The following is a 16879-nucleotide window of genomic DNA, read 5'->3' as shown; positions in this document are numbered from 1 at the left end:
ACATTATCAGTTAGTGATCGGTGCCGCATTCTGTCGCAACGCCACAGAATGACGTCGCACCAGTGTCGGCATAAAACAGTGCGTTGCCGCCGGATCCAGCGTACCCGCCGCCCCTTGTAGCGCAAGCTCTGTCGCCATTTTCGCCATTGACGCAATGGGGTAGCGCACGGTGGTCAGTTGAGGGTCAGTGTAACGGGCAATCGGGATATCATCGAAACCAATGATAGACAAGTGTAATGGAATGGCGATGCCGTTGTCTTTTAACGCCGTCAGCGCTCCGGCAGCCATGTTGTCGTTGTAGGCAAAAACCGCCGTCAGCTGCAAATTGCGCCCCAACAACTCCACCATGGCTGATTCGCCCCCCGGCATATCCGGTGAACCGGTACCTACCCAGCTTTCCGCCGGCGTAATACCGTGTTCCTGCAACGCGCTCATCCAGCCCTCTTTGCGCATCGCATCATCTTCAATTCGGTGGCTTGACGCCAGGTAGCCAATACGTTGATGACCGTTATTGAGCAGCATGCGGGTGGCCATTTTAGCTCCGCTGATATTGTCCAGGCAGACACAGCGATGGGCGTAACCCGGCACAATGCGATTGATGAGCACCATGCCCGGGATGTGTTCCATAAACTCGCCTAGCTCGCGATCGCTCAGCGCTTTTGAGTGGACAATCAAGGCATTACAACGTTGGCGGATCAGGACTTCGATGGCATGACGTTCTTTTTCAGCTTCATGATAACTGTTGCCAATCAGCACATATTTCTGGTGCTGCTGAGCCACCAGATCCACGGCTTTCACCAATGCACCAAAAAACGAATCTGATACATCCATCACCACGACCCCAATGGTGTCGCTCACCTGCGTCGCCAGCGCTTGCGCATTGGCATTGGGTCGATAGCCTAACTGTGTCACAGCCTTCATTACCGCTTCACGGGTGTCAGGACTCACCAACGCACTGTTATTCAGTACGCGGGAAACCGTCGCTACAGAAACGCCAGACTGCCGTGCCACATCACGTATGGTTACCATATTCACTGCCCTGTTTAAGATTGCGGTTGCCCACGGACACCCCAGGCTGTGTATTTTGTCAGCACGAGGTACAGGACTGCGTGAGTCATGTCACAGGAATGAAAACGGTTACATCCATTTTGTTAATGAATGTGATCCAGATCGTTATCTGGATGTTCGCGGCAATGATGTCCCTGAAGCACGCAGGGTTAATTGACGCCATAGCCACTCCACCGGGCCCTGCCGGTAAAAATGCAGCCAAATGACGGAGAAAAGCAGGTTAACAGCCCAGACGGGAATAACGAAAAACAGCAGCGTCAGCCGGTCGAATTGCATAAACAAACCGAACTGATAAAACACCGTGGTGCAGATAAGCGTCTGCAGTAGATAATTAGTCAGCGCCATGCGTCCTACGCAGGCAATAGCGATAACAATCTTAACGCGACTCAGTTGCGGCCAGAAACCAAACATCAACGCAGCGTAGCCGATGGTCTGAAACGGCGCGCTCAGTTCACGCGGGGCTTGTAGCAGGAAAGCACACCAGCGGTACGCCCAGTCGAGATGCCACTGCAGCATAATCGCAGGCAGATTGATTGCTATACCGGTCACCACCAGCAGCATACCTGTACGTCGATAATGCGACAAACTGTACTGCCCTTTCAGCCAGCCACTGCGCATTAATGCGGCACCCAACAGCATCATCCCCGCCAGTTGCCAACCGTACTGCGCCCCCAGCGCCAGCAGGCTGTTTGACAGCATATCCACGCGGTTACTCACCGCCTCCATGCCGCCATTAATCTTCCAGTACTTTTCATACAGCAACGCGGAGGCATCCGGTGTCCAGGCGCGACTGGTTTCCCCCCCAGAAATCGAACCCAGCAGCAGCAGTACGCCGATCCCCACCAGATACAGCAGAGCACCGGTGTTAAACAGGCTTTTTACCGATGGGGCATCACGAATCAGCCGCCAGCCGATCAGGCCGATTAAGCCATACGCCAGCAGGATATCGCCATCCCAGAATAGTAAGCCGTGAATAAACCCCAGTAAGACCAGCAGCGTGAGTCGCGACTGGATCCAGCGTTTTCCGCGTGGCAGCAGCATTTGCAGGCCCGCGCCGAAGAGCAGAGCGAACAGCGTGAGGAATTTCACCTGCGCGAAGAGATCGAGCGCCGCCCAGGTCCAGGCATCCGATAAAGTAATGCTGCCAGACCAGGCCGGGTTGAGATATGCCGCCTTTGGCAAACCAAAGGCGCTGATATTGAGAAGCAGGATCCCGAGGATGGCAACGCCACGAATAAAATCCAGCGTGACATTACGCTCCATGGTCCTGCCCTTGTCAGTTGTGGTGACGTACAGCGCGCAGGAATTCCTGACGCGTATTCTGGCTGGATTTAAATAATCCGCCCAGTGAGGTGGTCGTAGTGGCGCTGGTCGCATCGCGAATACCGCGCGCTTTCACACAGTAATGCACCGCATCAATCGACACCGCCACATTATTGGTTCCCAGCAGGGTTTGCAGTGCGGTCAGGATTTGTTGGGTCAGACGCTCCTGCACCTGCGGACGCTGGGCAAAGAATTGCACGATACGGTTAATCTTCGACAAACCAATCACAGATTCTTTCGGGATATACGCCACCGTCGCTTTGCCATCGATAGTGACAAAGTGATGTTCGCAGGTGCTGGTCAGCGTGATATCACGAACGGTGACCATTTCATCAACCTTCATTTTGTTTTCAATGACGGTGATTTTGGGAAAATTGGCGTAATCGAGACCGGAAAAAATCTCATCGACATACATTTTTGCGATGCGATGCGGCGTTTCCATCAGGCTGTCATCGCTCAAATCGAGATTGAGCAATTGCATAATCTCGGTCATATGGCCGGAGATAAGACGTTTGCGCGTTTCGTTATCCATCTCTTGCACGGGCGGGCGCAGCGGTGTTTCGAGACCACGCGCAACCAGCGCTTCATGAACCAGGGCCGCTTCTTTACTGAGTGATGACATTTATTCTTCTCCTGCAGGTGTGGCGCCTCTGCCCTGCGTGGGGCAAAGTTTTTAGGCTGTGTCACAGCCAGAACATTGTGCGTGAGGCTGCGCACATAATCCAGTATTCACCGCGATAATTATTGAAATTGGCACCGCCTTTCAGCGTGTGGCTTTCATGCACCGCTCGATCGGGTCGATACGGAGTGTTAACGCGAGGTTATATAGATGATGATGTATGTTTGCCCATTGCGGAAGTGAAAGTTACTCACGGCATCATGAATTATCTGTATTATGGTGAATTCGCAAACATATTCAGATTCAACACAACAAGGAGCCGTGCATGGAAATGCTCGAAGAGCACCGCTGTTTTGAAGGCTGGCAGCAACGCTGGCGTCATGATTCCGCCACCTTAAATTGCACCATGACCTTCAGCATTTTTCTCCCACCGCCGCGCGAAAATACGCCGCCTCCGGTACTGTACTGGCTGTCGGGCCTGACCTGTAATGATGAAAACTTTACCACCAAAGCGGGTGCGCAGCGCATTGCGGCTGAGTTGGGGATCGTACTGGTGATGCCGGATACCAGCCCACGCGGTGAACACGTTGCGAACGATGACGGGTACGATTTAGGCCAGGGCGCCGGCTTTTATCTCAATGCTACCCAGGCCCCCTGGGCCGCGCATTTCCGCATGTATGATTATTTGCGGGATGAGCTGCCGCAGCTTATTCAAGCGCATTTTAACGTCAGCGAGCGCTGCGCCATCAGCGGACACTCGATGGGCGGTCACGGCGCACTGATTATGGCGCTGAAAAATCCCGGCAGATACACCAGCGTTTCCGCCTTTGCACCGATTGTTAACCCCTGTCGCGTGCCGTGGGGCGTGAAGGCGTTTAGCGCCTATCTGGGCGAGGATAAATCGACCTGGGCCGAATGGGACAGCTGCGCGTTAATGTTAGCCAGTAAACCGGAAGAGGCAATTCCAACGCTTATCGATCAGGGTGATAGCGATCAGTTCCTTGCCGATCAGCTCCAGCCCGCCGTACTGGCGGAGGTAGCCCGTCAGACCGCGTGGCCGATGACGTTACGTATCCAGCCAGGCTTTGATCACAGCTATTACTTTATTGCGTCGTTCATTGAAGATCACTTGCGCTTCCACGCGCAGTATCTGCTGAAGTAACCCCCCGAGGGCGCAAGCCCTCTTTGTTTCTCCATCATTCCTTCACTTTTTCTCCATTTTTATTTAACAGCTATCTCTTTGATTTTATAAACACTTCCCATAATACCACATCAAACACAAATGATTTCTATTATCATTTGTGTTTACAAAAATTCATACTTTTGTACAATCCCTCCGCTTCTTTACTGAAAAGAGTCCTTAAAAGACAAATACATACAATTGTCATGGCCTTTCACATGACACGCAGTTAGATTCATTTAAATGGAATGATACAAATGACTATACCTCACGTTAAGGCCGTTGCTGCCGCAGTATGCGTCGCCAGCCTCCCATCACTCGTCTATGCCGCTGACCAGGATACCGTAGTGGTCACCGCGACCGGTTTCGAGCAAAAGATTCAGGATGCCCCCGCCTCTATTTCTGTGATCACCAAGCAGCAAATTGAGGATAAAGCCTACCGCGATGTCACCGATGCGCTCAAAGACGTGCCTGGCGTCGTCGTCACGGGTGGCGGTAGCAGCAGTGATATCAGCATCCGCGGGATGGCCTCGCAGTACACGCTCTTCCTGGTCAACGGTAAGCGGATCAGCACACGCGGCACGCGACCGAACAGCGATAACTCCGGCATTGAACAAGGCTGGCTGCCGCCGCTGGAATCCATTGAACGCATCGAAGTGATCCGTGGCCCCATGTCATCGCTGTACGGCTCCGATGCAATGGGCGGGGTGATTAACGTGATCACCAAAAAGGTATCGAATACCAAAGGCTGGAGTGGTTCTCTACATGGTGACGCCACCTTCCAGGAAGACCGTGACTCCGGCGATATTTACCAGACTAACGCCTATGCGTCCGGGCCGCTGATTGACGGATTACTCGGCGCAAAAGTCACCGGGTTATTCTCTCACCGTGCCGAAGATGAAATCGTCAATGGTTATAACGAACAGCGTATGCGTAATGGGGGATTAACCCTGAACCTTACGCCGGATGATAAAAACGACATTGACTTCGATTACGCCCGTGAACTGCAGGATCGAGACAGTACGCCAGGTAAATCCACAGCAGAAGAAAGCTGTCGCAACGGAAGCTGTAAGCCAAACAGCAAAAGCGAAAACAAGTATGTGCACACGACCTATTCATTAACCCACAGCGGTTACTACGACGACTTCAACACCACCAGCTATATTCAGCAGGAAGAGACCGATAACCCGGGTCGTCAGATGAAGTCCTATAACACTATTTTTAACAATCAGAACCAGATTTTCCTCGGGGCACATACCCTGACGGCAGGCGGACAGTACCGTTATGAAAAACTGCGCGATAATGGTAACCAGCTGGAAGCGGCAGACGGTCTGAACAAGCTGACCCGCTGGAGCTGGGCGCTGTTTGCTGAAGATGAATGGGCCGTAACCGATACCTTCACGCTGACCGGCGGCCTGCGTATGGATAAAGATGAAAACTACGGTGATAACTGGACACCACGCGGCTACGGCGTATGGCATCTCAGCGATCAATGGACCCTGAAAGGCGGCGTGTCTGCAGGTTACCGCGCGCCGGATCTGCGCCAGTCGTCAGCAAGCTGGGGACAGGTGACTGGCGGTGGTCGTCTGAACGGCATCATTGTGGGCAACCCGGATCTGAAACCGGAAAAGAGCCTGAGCGAAGAAATCGGCCTGCTGTGGGATAACGGCAACGACCTCAACGCGGGCGTGACGCTGTTCAACACCGACTTCAAAGACAAGATCACCGAAGTTCGCCGCTGTAACAGCAGCGCCGATCCGGCCTGTACCATCGGCGGAACCCACTATGATTTTGTCAGCGATCGCGTTAACGTCGATGAAGCCAATATGCGCGGCGTAGAATCCACCTTCGGCTGGAAAATCACCTCCGATCTCAACTGGACGGCAAACTACACGTTCACCGAATCTGAACAGAAAAGCGGTCAGTTCTCCGGTCAGCCGTTAAACAAAATGCCGAAGCATATGTTTAACACCACGCTGGACTGGCAGGCCACGCAGGATCTCGGTTTCTGGAGCCGTCTGAACCTGCGCGGGAAAACCTCTGAGTACCTGAGCCGTACGTCGATGGCTCAAGGGACACCGTCCTATACTCAAGTCGATGTTGGTGTGCGTTACTACGTGAGCAAGGATGTGCTGGCCACCGCTGGCGTGTACAACGTGCTGGATAAGCAAATCGATTACGAGACCTATGACACCATACTCGATGGTCGTCGTTACACGGTTGGCCTGACCTATAACTTCTAAGTTTGACGCAATAAAAAACCCCGGCATTTACCCTGCCGGGGTTTTTTGTTATTTCCTGCCAAAATGCTTAAGACGATTTCTTCACGCGATCCGGGAATTGCATTTCGCTGTAACGCACGAAACGCGTCCCTCTGGTCAGTTTATAGCCGAACCAGATAATCAGGAACAGCGGAATACCAATATAGGTCGCCATCACGCCGCCCCAGTCAATGGTGTCTCTCAGGAACGCTTCGTAGTTTTGCCCCAGGGTGATAATCAGGCACAGCACGAACGCAAAGATCGGTCCCAGCGGGAAGAAGCCTGAACGATACGGCAGATCGTTTATATCACGCCCCTGCATCACATAACCGCGACGGAAGCGATAGTGGCTGATGGCAATCCCCAGCCAGGCGATAAAGCCCGTCATACCGGAGGTGTTCAGCAGCCACAGGTACACGGTCTGGTTGCCAAACATAGAGGTCAGGAAACACAAACCTGCCACCACCGTGGTCGCATACAGCGCATTACGCGGGACGCCGCCACGAGACAATTTGGCGAAAATACGCGGCGCTTTGCCGTCGCATGCCAGGGTGTAGAGCATGCGCGTTGAGGCATACATACCGGAGTTACCCGCCGACAACACCGCGGTCAGGATCACAGCGTTCATTACCGCAGCCGCAGAAAGCAGGCCCGCGTGCTGGAAGACCAGCGTAAACGGACTGACGCTGATGTCTTTCACATCGTTGCGCAGCAGGCTTGGATCGGTATACGGAATAATCAGGCTGATAATCAGGATCGCGAACACATAGAACAGCAGGATTCGCCAGAACACCTGACGCACCGCGCGCGGAATGTTCTTCTCGGGATCTTCAGATTCACCCGCCGCAATACCGATAAGCTCAGTACCCTGGAAGGAGAAGCCGACGATCATCGCCACACCAATCATGGCTGCAAAGCCACCGGCGAAAGGTGCATCTCCCGTAGTCCAGTTGCTCCAGCCCACCGGCTGAGCGCCTTTGAAGATGCCGAAAATCATCAGCACGCCAACCGCGATGAAGATAATAACGGTGGTGACTTTGATCAGCGAGAACCAGTACTCTGCTTCACCAAAACCGCGAACAGAGATGTAGTTCAGCAGGAAGATGACGCACAGGAACAGCGCACTCCAGATCCAGCCTGGCGTATCCGGGAACCACCAGCTCATCACCAACTGCGCAGCGACCAGGTCGACGGCAATGGTGACCGCCCAGTTGTACCAGTAGTTCCAACCCAGCGCGAAGCCAAAGCCTTCTTCTACATAGTTCTGACCGTAAGTGGAGAACGAACCAGAAACCGGCATGTACGCAGCCAGTTCACCGAGACTGGTCATCAGGAAGTACACCATCAGGCCAATCAGAATATAGGAAAACAGCGCGCCGCCTGGACCCGCCGCAGAAATGGTTGCACCAGATGCAACGAAAAGACCCGTACCGATGGAACCGCCAATGGCAATCATCGTCAGGTGGCGCGCCTTCAGTTCACGACGTAGCGTGGGCGCTTCTGTGGTTTTAGTTTCGGAAACCATGGGAAAATGCTATCCATCCAAAAAATGAGGCGCGATTGTAGCAGACGAAATGGCATTCTTCCGGCACAAATACGCTGTTATAAGAGACCTTCATGACTGGCCGTGGATTATAAGTAAAGCCGAAAATAGTCGGCATGCTGCCTGAAAAAATATCGCCGCCCTACTGCTGGTCGCTGTAGCGTAAAAAGCGCAGCAGCGCATTGGAGAGATGTTTTTGACGGTGATGGACACGCCAAAGAGTACGGACTAAACGCGGTAACGGTACAGGCACTTCACTCAGCGTTCCCGCCTGTAGCTGCTCCTCAATCACCCGACGTGACAGGCAGCTAATCCCTAACCCATGACGCACAGCATGCTTAATGGCCTCGGAGTTACCCAACTCCATGGCCATCTGAAATCGCGGCAAATGAGATAACAGTAGGTAATCCACCAATTCACGCGTACCGGACCCGCGCTCGCGCAGGATCCACGGTGAAGCCGCCAGTTGTTCAAGCGTAACGGGACCTTTTACCAGCGGTGACGTCGGTGCAGCAAACACCACCAGCTCATCCTCCAGCCAGGGTTCTGAGATGATTTCCGTACTGTGGCATGGCCCTTCTATCAGTCCAATGTCGACCCGGAAATCCAGTACGGCATTAATTACGTCCAGGCTGTTCCCCACGCTCAGTTCCAACGGCAGATCGGGAAAATCATGACGATAGTGGGCAATCATGGCAGGTAAAATGTAATTGCCGATGGTGCTGCTGGCATAGACGCGAATCGCCCCATTATCTTCCCGGAAAAGCTGTTCTATCTCGGCCGTTTGCTCAAGCAGCGCCAACGCGCGGGGATAGAGTAAACGCCCGTGCTCATTGACCACCAGACGTTTACCTACGCGATCGAACAGCTGTACGCCAAGCTGGCCTTCTAAATCAGTCAGCGCTGCGCTCACTGCGGATTGCGACAATGACAGCATGACAGAGGCCTGGGTTGTCGAGCCACTTTTCAGTACCTCGGCAAATACTTCAAGTTGTCGCAGGGTGATATGCATGGTCGTTTTCCTCTAGATGGCCCGTGTTTACCACTTATTCAGATTAATTATAAATATATAATCAATTTTATTTTTAAACCACTTCACCTTACTATTTTCTCCAAGAAATCATTCCATTGACAGGAGGGGTTATGACCGAACTCGCCCTAAAGAATCATCGACGTACAGTGTGGCATTTTATTCCGGGGCTTGCCCTGAGCGCAGTCATCACCGGAGCCGCGTTATGGGGTGGTTCTATCCCCGCGGTTGCGGGGGCCGGGTTCAGCGCCCTCACCTTAGCCATTTTACTGGGGATGGTCCTCGGCAACACCGTCTATCCGCACATCTGGAAAAGCTGTGACGGCGGCGTACTGTTTGCGAAACAACATTTATTGCGACTGGGGATCATCCTTTACGGCTTTCGTCTCACCTTCTCGCAGATTGCTGACGTTGGTGTCAGCGGGATTGTGATCGATGCGTTGACGCTGACCAGCACCTTTATGCTTGCCTGCTTCCTCGGCCAGAAGGTGTTTGGTCTGGACAAACACACCAGTTGGCTGATTGGCGCCGGGAGCAGCATTTGTGGTGCCGCGGCAGTACTGGCAACAGAGCCGGTCGTGAAAGCAGAAGCCAGTAAAGTGACGGTCGCTGTCGCCACCGTGGTCATCTTCGGTACCATTGCTATCTTCCTGTACCCGGCGATGTATCCGTTGCTTTCGCACTGGTTTAGCCCTGAAACCTACGGGATTTACATTGGGTCAACCATGCATGAAGTCGCACAGGTTGTCGCTGCCGGACATGCGATTAACCCGGATGCAGAAAACGCAGCCGTTATTGCCAAAATGCTGCGCGTCATGATGCTGGCTCCGTTCCTCATCCTGCTGGCCGCTCGTGTGAAACAACTGTCTCCGGCTAACGGCGGCGAAAAGAGCAAAATCACCATTCCGTGGTTTGCCATCCTGTTCATTGTGGTGGCGATATTTAACTCGTTCCACCTGCTGCCGCAGTCTGTGGTGAACATGCTGGTCACCCTCGATACCGTGCTGCTGGCAATGGCGATGGCCGCACTTGGGCTGACCACTCACGTCAGCGCGCTGAAAAAGGCCGGTGCCAAACCGTTACTGATGGCGCTGGTGCTGTTTGTCTGGCTGATTGTCGGTGGTGGTGCAATCAACGTTTTGATTCACAGCGTGATGGCATAATCAAACACGACTAACCCCCGTTGACCCGCTATACTCTCCCCTTTTGTATTTGAGTATGGCGGGTTTTTCCCGTCATATTTCGAGTTGCATGCGCTGCTCAAAACGTATTGCGTTTTGTCCTGCAACTCGAACTATTTGGGGAATCAATTATGAAATATATTGGAGCGCACGTAAGCGCCGCTGGCGGTCTGGCCAATGCCGCTATTCGCGCCGCAGAAATCGATGCCACCGCATTCGCCCTGTTCACCAAAAATCAGCGCCAATGGCGCGCCGCGCCGTTGACTACTGACGTCATTGATGACTTCAAGTCGGCCTGCGAGAAGTATCACTTTAGCAGCGCACAAATTCTGCCTCACGACAGCTACCTGATTAACCTCGGCCACCCGGTCAGCGAGGCGCTGGAAAAATCACGCGATGCCTTTATTGATGAAATGCAGCGTTGCGAGCTGCTGGGGTTATCCCTGCTTAACTTTCATCCGGGCAGCCATTTAATGCAGATCCCGGAAGACGAATGCCTGGCACGTATTGCCGAGTCCATCAACATTGCCCTCGCGCAGACCCAGAGCGTAACCGCAGTTATTGAAAACACAGCCGGTCAGGGCAGCAATCTTGGCTTTAAGTTTGAGCATCTGGCCGCCATTATCGATGGCGTAGAAGATAAATCCCGCGTGGGCGTCTGCATTGATACCTGCCACGCCTTCGCCGCCGGATACGATCTGCGAAGCGCCGCCGAGTGTGAAAAGACCTTTGCCGAATTCGAACGTATTGTCGGCTTTAACTATTTACGTGGGATGCACCTGAACGATGCCAAAAGCACGTTTGGCAGCCGCGTTGACCGCCATCACAGCTTAGGTGAAGGCAATATCGGTCACGACGCCTTCCGCTGGATTATGCAGGATGACCGTTTTGACGGCATTCCGCTGGTGCTGGAAACCATCAATCCAGATATCTGGGCGGAAGAAATCGCCTGGCTGAAAGCGCAGCAAACCGATTCTGCCGCCGCCTGATCGGGTGGATTGAGTGAATAAAAAAGGGCCGATGATTCGGCCCTTTTGTATCAGCAGCAGAAATTATGCTTTCGCCACCGCGTCCTCTTCTGGACGTTTCAGGAAGGCATAAGACAGACCCGCTACCAGCGTACCGGCAATAATCGCCAGCAGGTATCCCACTACCGGCGTAATCGCGCCAGGGATCAGCAGCACAAACAGGCCGCCGTGAGGCGCCATCAGCTTCGCCCCCACCGCCATCGACAGTGCGCCGGTCAGCGCGCCACCGACGATACAGCATGGCAGTACACGCATCGGGTCACGGGCGGCGAACGGGATCGCCCCTTCGGTGATGAAGCACAGGCCCAGCACCAGAGCCGCTTTGCCCCCTTCACGCTGTGCGTTGTCGAATTTACGACGCGCCACCAGCGTAGCCAGACCCAGCGCCAGAGGGGGAACCATCCCCGCCGCCATAATAGCCGCCATCGGTGCATACGTCTGCGTACTGAGCAGGCCGACACCGAAAGCATACGCCGCTTTGTTGACCGGACCGCCCATGTCGGTACACATCATGCCGCCAAGAATCGCCCCAAGCAGCACTGCGTTCGCCGTTCCCATGGTTTGCAGCCAGTGGGTCAGGCTTTCCAGAATACCGGCAACCGGTTTACCAATCAGGTAAATCATTGCCAGCCCAACCACCAGGCTCGAGAGCAGCGGAATGATCAAGATTGGTTTCAGCGCTTCCATACTTTGCGGCAGCTTCAGCTTGGTGCTGATGAGTTTCGCCACGTAACCGGCAAGGAAACCGGCGATAATCCCACCAATAAAGCCAGAACCGGTACTAACCGCCAGCATACCGCCGATAAGACCCGGCGTCAGACCGGGACGGTCAGCGATGGAAAATGCAATATAACCCGCCAGAACCGGCACCATGAGCGCAAAGGCTGAACCGCCGCCAATTTGCATCAACGCCGCAGCCAGTGTGCCCGGCTCTTCAAATGCTTTAATACCAAAGGCAAAAGACAGTGCAATACACAGACCACCGGCAACCACCATCGGCAGCATGTAAGACACGCCGGTCAGCAGGTGACGGTATGCACCTGCGCTCTCTTTCTTACCTTCTGTTGCTCCGGACTGCCCATTCCCTACAGGCTGGTACGGCGTCGCTTCGTCTACGGCTTTATCCAGCTCCTGCTTGGTTTTCTTCAGCGCCAGTCCGGTAGAGGTGCGGTACATCGGTTTTCCGGCAAATTTCGCCAGATCAACTTCAATATCCGCCGCCACAATCACCAGATCGGCCTGCGCCACCTCTTCCGGGGTGATCGCATTGCCTGCGCCTACTGAACCACGGGTTTCAACCTTCACCCACCAGCCGCGTTTTTTGGCTTCAGTTTCAATGGCTTCAGCCGCCATAAACGTATGCGCCACGCCGGTCGGACAGGCCGTTACCGCCACCACGCGTTTGGGGCCACTGCTAGCTACAGGCGCTGCCGCAACCGGTGCGCTGTAGGGTTTCGCATGACCTTTCGCTTCGCTCAGGAACAGTTCAGGATGCGCCACCGCACGGGAGATGTCTCCCAGCCAAACTTTTTTGCCGTTCAGCGCACTGTCGTTAGGGAGGGTGTCACCCAGGACAATCGCCATCTCTGCATCATTCGGATTATCGATAATATCCAGATGCGCTTTTTGTGCCGCCGCTCCAAGCAGGGTTTTCGCCATGTAAGCGCGAGCCTGGCCGAGATTAGCGTCAATAATCAGCAGCGTTTTCATTATGCCTCTCCTGCTGTCAGTTAAACGGTTTTAAGTCGACGCGCGCCATCATCGCGGCCAACTGAGGACGATCGGTAATGCCGACATTGCTTTGGCTTACCGCCAGGGCGGCAACGGCAGTCGCCAGACGCAGAGTGTGTTCGCTGGACTCACGCATCAGCAGGCCATAAATCAGACCGCCAACCATCGAATCCCCTGCGCCTACGGTGCTGACCACCTCAACTGACGGCGGTTTAGCAATCCATTCGCCAGAAGCGTTAACCCACAATGCACCTTCCGCACCGAGGGAAATCACCACATGCGCAATACCCTGCTCACGCAGCGCATGCGCAGCTTCAATCACATCTTTCATTTCTGGCAGCTTACGGCCCGCCCAGATTTCCAGCTCACGACGGTTGGGTTTCACCAGCCATGGCGCCGCTTTCAAACCTGCAACCAGCGCTTCACGACTACTATCAAAGATAATGCATGGACACTGACTGCGCAGGCGCGTCATCCAGTCGGTGAAGGCTTCCGGACTCACGCCGGTTGGCAGACTGCCGCTGACGCAGACCATGTCGAATTGGCCCAACCAGCTCAGGGAGTCATTCACAAAGCGTTCCCAGTCCGCCGGGGTGACTTCAAAACCGGAGAAATTGAAGTCAGAAACTTCACCGTCTTTTTCAGTCAGCTTGACGTTAATACGGGTACGCCCCTGCACCACCTGAAAACGGTTGGCAATCCCCAGTTCGCTGAACAACTGCTGAAAGCCATCCTGGTTATCTTTACCCAGAAAACCACCCACCGTGACGTCGATCCCCAGATCTTTCAGTACCTTGGCAACGTTGATGCCTTTACCCGCGGCATGCAGGCCGGTCGTTTTTACCAGGTTCACTTCACCGCGTTCAATTTCCGGACAAAAGCCGACCAGGTCATAGGCTGGATTCAGGGTAATAGTTGCGACACGTCTGCTCATTATGCGCCCTCCCCAAGACCGGCTGCGATGGCCTCGCCAATCGCTTTCAGCGCCTGTTCAGCATCTTCGCCCTGGGCGGTAAAGCGCAGGTGATGTCCTTTCTTCACGCCCAGCGCCACAACTTTCATCAGACTGCGTCCATTTGCCGGTTTTCCGGTTCCATCAAGATTTGTCACGGTAATTTCACTGTTAAATTGTTTAATGGTATTCACCAGCATGGTGCCCGGACGGGCGTGTAAACCATGCTCATTGCGCACAACAAACTCTGCGCTCAGCACATCATCAGTTAACGCATCATCACTGGTCAGCAGGGCCAGTACGGTCGCTGCATCCGCTTTCAGCAAGCGGTCAGCTTTATTTTCCAGCAGCAAATCGCTAAGGCGCTTGAGCACTGCCACGGGCTGATCGTCATTCATCGCGACGGTCACCAATAGCGCGGCCGTCTCGCCTTCTACGTCGAAGGCATTTGCCGCTCGGCTGAGCGCAACTGCGCTTCGCAGATTGCCTTGAGCACAATCATTCAGCCAAATCCCCTGACCGAGGTTCAGCGGTTGCTCATTGATAGCCGTGGCAACAAAGTTAGCATCAACCGCACCCGCTTCTTTCAGACGCGCGGCATTCAGGGCTTGCAGCGTGACCAGCGAACCGGCGACCACGTCCAGCGACAACATGTCGTTGTCGAGTTTGAGCTGTTCGCTCTGCTTTTCACCCATCAGCAACGCGCGCAGTTCTTCTGCGGTGGTGGCGGATTTCAGCTGTTCAACCACCGAATCATCGCTGAGTACGTGTGTCAGCTGACGCAGCAAACCCAGATGTTCGTCGGAGCTGGCCGCAATACCAATAGCCACATATGCAACCTGGTCTTCACCCCAGGTAATACCTTGCGGAAACTGGAATACCTGCACCCCGGTTTTCAACACCTGATCACGGGTGTCCGTGGTACCGTGAGGAATAGCAATACCGTTGCCGAGGAAAGTAGATGTTTGCTGCTCGCGCGCCAGCATGCCGTTGACGTAGCCTTCCGCCACGTTGCCAGCCTTCACTAACGCGGCAGCAACCTGGCGAATGGCCTCTTCTTTATTTCCGGCCTGTTCGCCCGGGTGAATATCCTGAACAGATAACTGGAACATGGTTCTCCTCTCCTGCTGAATTGAAACGATTCAGCTAACATGAGAAAAAAGGCGCCACCCAACTCCAACACTTAAGAAAAGATGACGCTGAAACGTTTCAAGAAGTTTTGCGCTTTCTGCTTCAGCACGCAAGTAAAGTTAGCAATTTGCTTGCTGAATTTAGATATAACGCACATTTTTTCTTCTGTGCATCAATAATTGCTGACATAAAAAGGAAGCTAAGTTATCGATTTCAGCATCGTCAGCAGACTGTTTTTACAGACTGAAATGCTATTTTGATTTTTCATGCCGATTTTGATTTCGCGCCCTGTTTATTTTCTGGCAGGCAGCGTAAACTCCGCGTCTCTTCACATCACAGATATTGAAACATGCATAACACCCCGGTAGCCGCCTCCCCCAAGTCGTTTGATTTAACGTCTTCGGCGTTTCTGCTTGTCGCTTTTCTTACGGGTATCGCCGGCGCATTGCAGACCCCTACGCTCAGCCTTTTTCTGACCGATGAAGTTCATGCCCGTCCGGGTATGGTCGGTTTCTTTTTTACCGGTAGCGCTGTCATCGGCATCCTGGTAAGCCAGTTTTTAGCTGGGCGTTCTGATAAGAAGGGCGATCGCAAAAATCTGATCGTTTTTTGCTGCGTACTGGGGATGCTGGCCTGTGTGCTGTTTGCCTGGAACCGTAACTATTTTATTTTGCTGTTTGTCGGCGTCTTCCTCAGTAGCTTTGGATCGACCGCTAACCCGCAAATGTTTGCCCTCGCCCGCGAGCATGCTGACCGCACGGGCCGGGAAGCCGTCATGTTCAGCTCTATTTTGCGTGCTCAGGTTTCGCTGGCATGGGTGATTGGCCCGCCGTTAGCTTACGCGCTGGCTATGGGTTTCAGCTTTACGGTGATGTATCTGAGTGCCGCCGTTGCGTTTATCGTCTGCGGCGTCATGGTGTGGTTGTTCTTACCGTCGATGAACAAAAATGCCTCCCTCGCCACGGGCGCGGTGGAAGCCCCGCGTCGTAACCGGCGCGATACGCTGCTGCTGTTCGCTATCTGTACATTAATGTGGGGCACCAACAGCCTGTACATCATTAATATGCCACTGTTTATCATCAACGAACTGCATCTGCCGGAAAAACTCGCAGGCATTATGATGGGCACCGCCGCCGGGCTGGAAATACCGACGATGCTCATTGCCGGATACTTTGCTAAACGTCTGGGCAAGCGTTTGTTGATGCGGATCGCCGTGGTCGCCGGTTTCTTCTTTTATGCCGGAATGCTGTTGGCGCATTCGCCGGTCATTCTGCTCAGCTTGCAGCTGCTGAACGCGATTTACATCGGTATCCTCGGCGGTATTGGCATGCTCTATTTCCAGGACTTAATGCCAGGACAGGCGGGTTCTGCAACCACTCTTTACACCAACACCATCCGCGTGGGCTGGATTATTGCCGGATCGCTGGCCGGTATTGCCGCTGAAATCTGGAACTACCATGCGGTGTTCTGGTTTGCGCTGGTGATGATTATCGCCACGGTCTTTTGCCTGGCGCGGATCAAAGACGTTTAAGGTGCGGTGAGCGCTTCAAGCTCAATAAGGTACACCATAGCCTGGCGCGTTGTCTGGCCACACATTTCAGCGCTGGGCTGTAAGCCTGCACACACTTTTGGCCGCAGTGCGGAACCAAAAATTTTACAGCGCAGGAATTCATCAAGCTGAACGCATGGCGTATTGGCGGGCTTGCCCTCAGGCATGCCGGGGATGGGGCTGGAAATAGAAGGCGCAGTGCAACATGCGCCACAATCCGGACGGCATTCCATACAATATTCTCTTTAAGGTAAACCCGCGGATTGTGTAGGTAGCGAACAGT

General features: G+C 53.8%; 14 protein-coding genes. 5 read left to right on the top strand and 9 right to left on the bottom strand.

Features of this window, described 5'->3' with window-relative positions:
* Window positions 1-6: 6 nt before the first annotated feature.
* The 3 genes from galS to folE form a co-directional block, all read right to left on the bottom strand.
* Window positions 7-1029, bottom strand: a complete 1023-nt coding sequence (gene galS / locus IB214_RS08655) for an HTH-type transcriptional regulator GalS (RefSeq protein ID WP_096756484.1) — start codon at window positions 1027-1029, stop codon at window positions 7-9.
* Window positions 1030-1173: 144 nt separating this feature from the next.
* On the bottom strand, window positions 1174-2331 hold the full coding sequence (yeiB, locus tag IB214_RS08650) for a DUF418 domain-containing protein YeiB (RefSeq protein WP_117343462.1): 1158 nt from the start codon (window positions 2329-2331) through the stop codon (window positions 1174-1176).
* A gap of 13 nt (window positions 2332-2344) precedes the next feature.
* Window positions 2345-3013 (bottom strand): GTP cyclohydrolase I FolE, encoded by a 669-nt coding sequence (gene folE, locus IB214_RS08645; protein ID WP_096756482.1) that lies wholly within the window; start codon window positions 3011-3013, stop codon window positions 2345-2347.
* Between the two features lie 322 nt (window positions 3014-3335).
* On the opposite strand from folE, the gene fghA reads away from it, so the two are divergent.
* The gene (gene fghA, locus IB214_RS08640; protein ID WP_096756481.1) at window positions 3336-4172 is read left to right on the top strand and encodes an S-formylglutathione hydrolase; all 837 of its coding nucleotides are present in this window, start codon (window positions 3336-3338) and stop codon (window positions 4170-4172) included.
* Window positions 4173-4447: 275 nt separating this feature from the next.
* Window positions 4448-6433 (top strand): ligand-gated channel protein, encoded by a 1986-nt coding sequence (locus tag IB214_RS08635; RefSeq protein ID WP_115258026.1) that lies wholly within the window; start codon window positions 4448-4450, stop codon window positions 6431-6433.
* 67 nt (window positions 6434-6500) lie between these two features.
* On the opposite strand, the gene lysP is transcribed toward IB214_RS08635, so the two are convergent.
* Window positions 6501-7976 carry a lysine-specific permease gene (lysP, locus tag IB214_RS08630; protein WP_096756479.1) on the bottom strand — a complete coding sequence of 492 codons (1476 nt, stop codon included), beginning with the start codon at window positions 7974-7976 and terminating at the stop codon, window positions 6501-6503.
* A gap of 160 nt (window positions 7977-8136) precedes the next feature.
* The gene (gene yieE / locus IB214_RS08625) at window positions 8137-9006 is read right to left on the bottom strand and encodes a DNA-binding transcriptional regulator YeiE (protein ID WP_115258025.1); all 870 of its coding nucleotides are present in this window, start codon (window positions 9004-9006) and stop codon (window positions 8137-8139) included.
* Window positions 9007-9137: 131 nt separating this feature from the next.
* On the opposite strand from yieE, the gene IB214_RS08620 reads away from it, so the two are divergent.
* A complete protein-coding gene (locus tag IB214_RS08620; RefSeq protein ID WP_117343461.1) occupies window positions 9138-10187 on the top strand; it encodes a YeiH family protein in 1050 nt (349 codons plus the stop codon).
* A gap of 149 nt (window positions 10188-10336) precedes the next feature.
* Complete coding sequence (gene nfo, locus IB214_RS08615; RefSeq protein WP_117343460.1) at window positions 10337-11194, top strand: deoxyribonuclease IV; 858 nt, start codon at window positions 10337-10339, stop codon at window positions 11192-11194.
* Between the two features lie 63 nt (window positions 11195-11257).
* On the opposite strand, the gene fruA is transcribed toward nfo, so the two are convergent.
* From fruA to fruB, 3 genes are read right to left on the bottom strand one after another with little or no spacing between them, the layout of a single operon-like run.
* Window positions 11258-12943: a PTS fructose transporter subunit IIBC gene (fruA, locus tag IB214_RS08610; protein ID WP_117343459.1), complete on the bottom strand. Its 1686-nt coding sequence runs from the start codon at window positions 12941-12943 to the stop codon at window positions 11258-11260.
* Between the two features lie 16 nt (window positions 12944-12959).
* Window positions 12960-13898 carry a 1-phosphofructokinase gene (fruK, locus tag IB214_RS08605; protein ID WP_003834544.1) on the bottom strand — a complete coding sequence of 313 codons (939 nt, stop codon included), beginning with the start codon at window positions 13896-13898 and terminating at the stop codon, window positions 12960-12962.
* Window positions 13898-15028 (bottom strand): fused PTS fructose transporter subunit IIA/HPr protein, encoded by a 1131-nt coding sequence (gene fruB, locus IB214_RS08600; protein WP_117343458.1) that lies wholly within the window; start codon window positions 15026-15028, stop codon window positions 13898-13900. The genes fruK and fruB overlap by 1 nt, the downstream gene beginning before the upstream one ends.
* A 368-nt stretch (window positions 15029-15396) precedes the next feature.
* On the opposite strand from fruB, the gene setB reads away from it, so the two are divergent.
* Window positions 15397-16578 carry a sugar efflux transporter SetB gene (gene setB, locus IB214_RS08595; protein ID WP_117343457.1) on the top strand — a complete coding sequence of 394 codons (1182 nt, stop codon included), beginning with the start codon at window positions 15397-15399 and terminating at the stop codon, window positions 16576-16578.
* Here the strand turns inward: setB and IB214_RS08590 are convergent.
* Window positions 16575-16829, bottom strand: a complete 255-nt coding sequence (locus IB214_RS08590; RefSeq protein WP_096756468.1) for a YkgJ family cysteine cluster protein — start codon at window positions 16827-16829, stop codon at window positions 16575-16577. The genes setB and IB214_RS08590 overlap by 4 nt on opposite strands.
* Window positions 16830-16879 lie beyond the last annotated feature (50 nt).

It is taken from the genome of Citrobacter sp. C1, from assembly GCF_014596895.2.
Classification (GTDB): domain Bacteria; phylum Pseudomonadota; class Gammaproteobacteria; order Enterobacterales; family Enterobacteriaceae; genus Citrobacter; species Citrobacter gillenii.
This window is presented reverse-complemented; position numbering and strand designations above follow the sequence as displayed.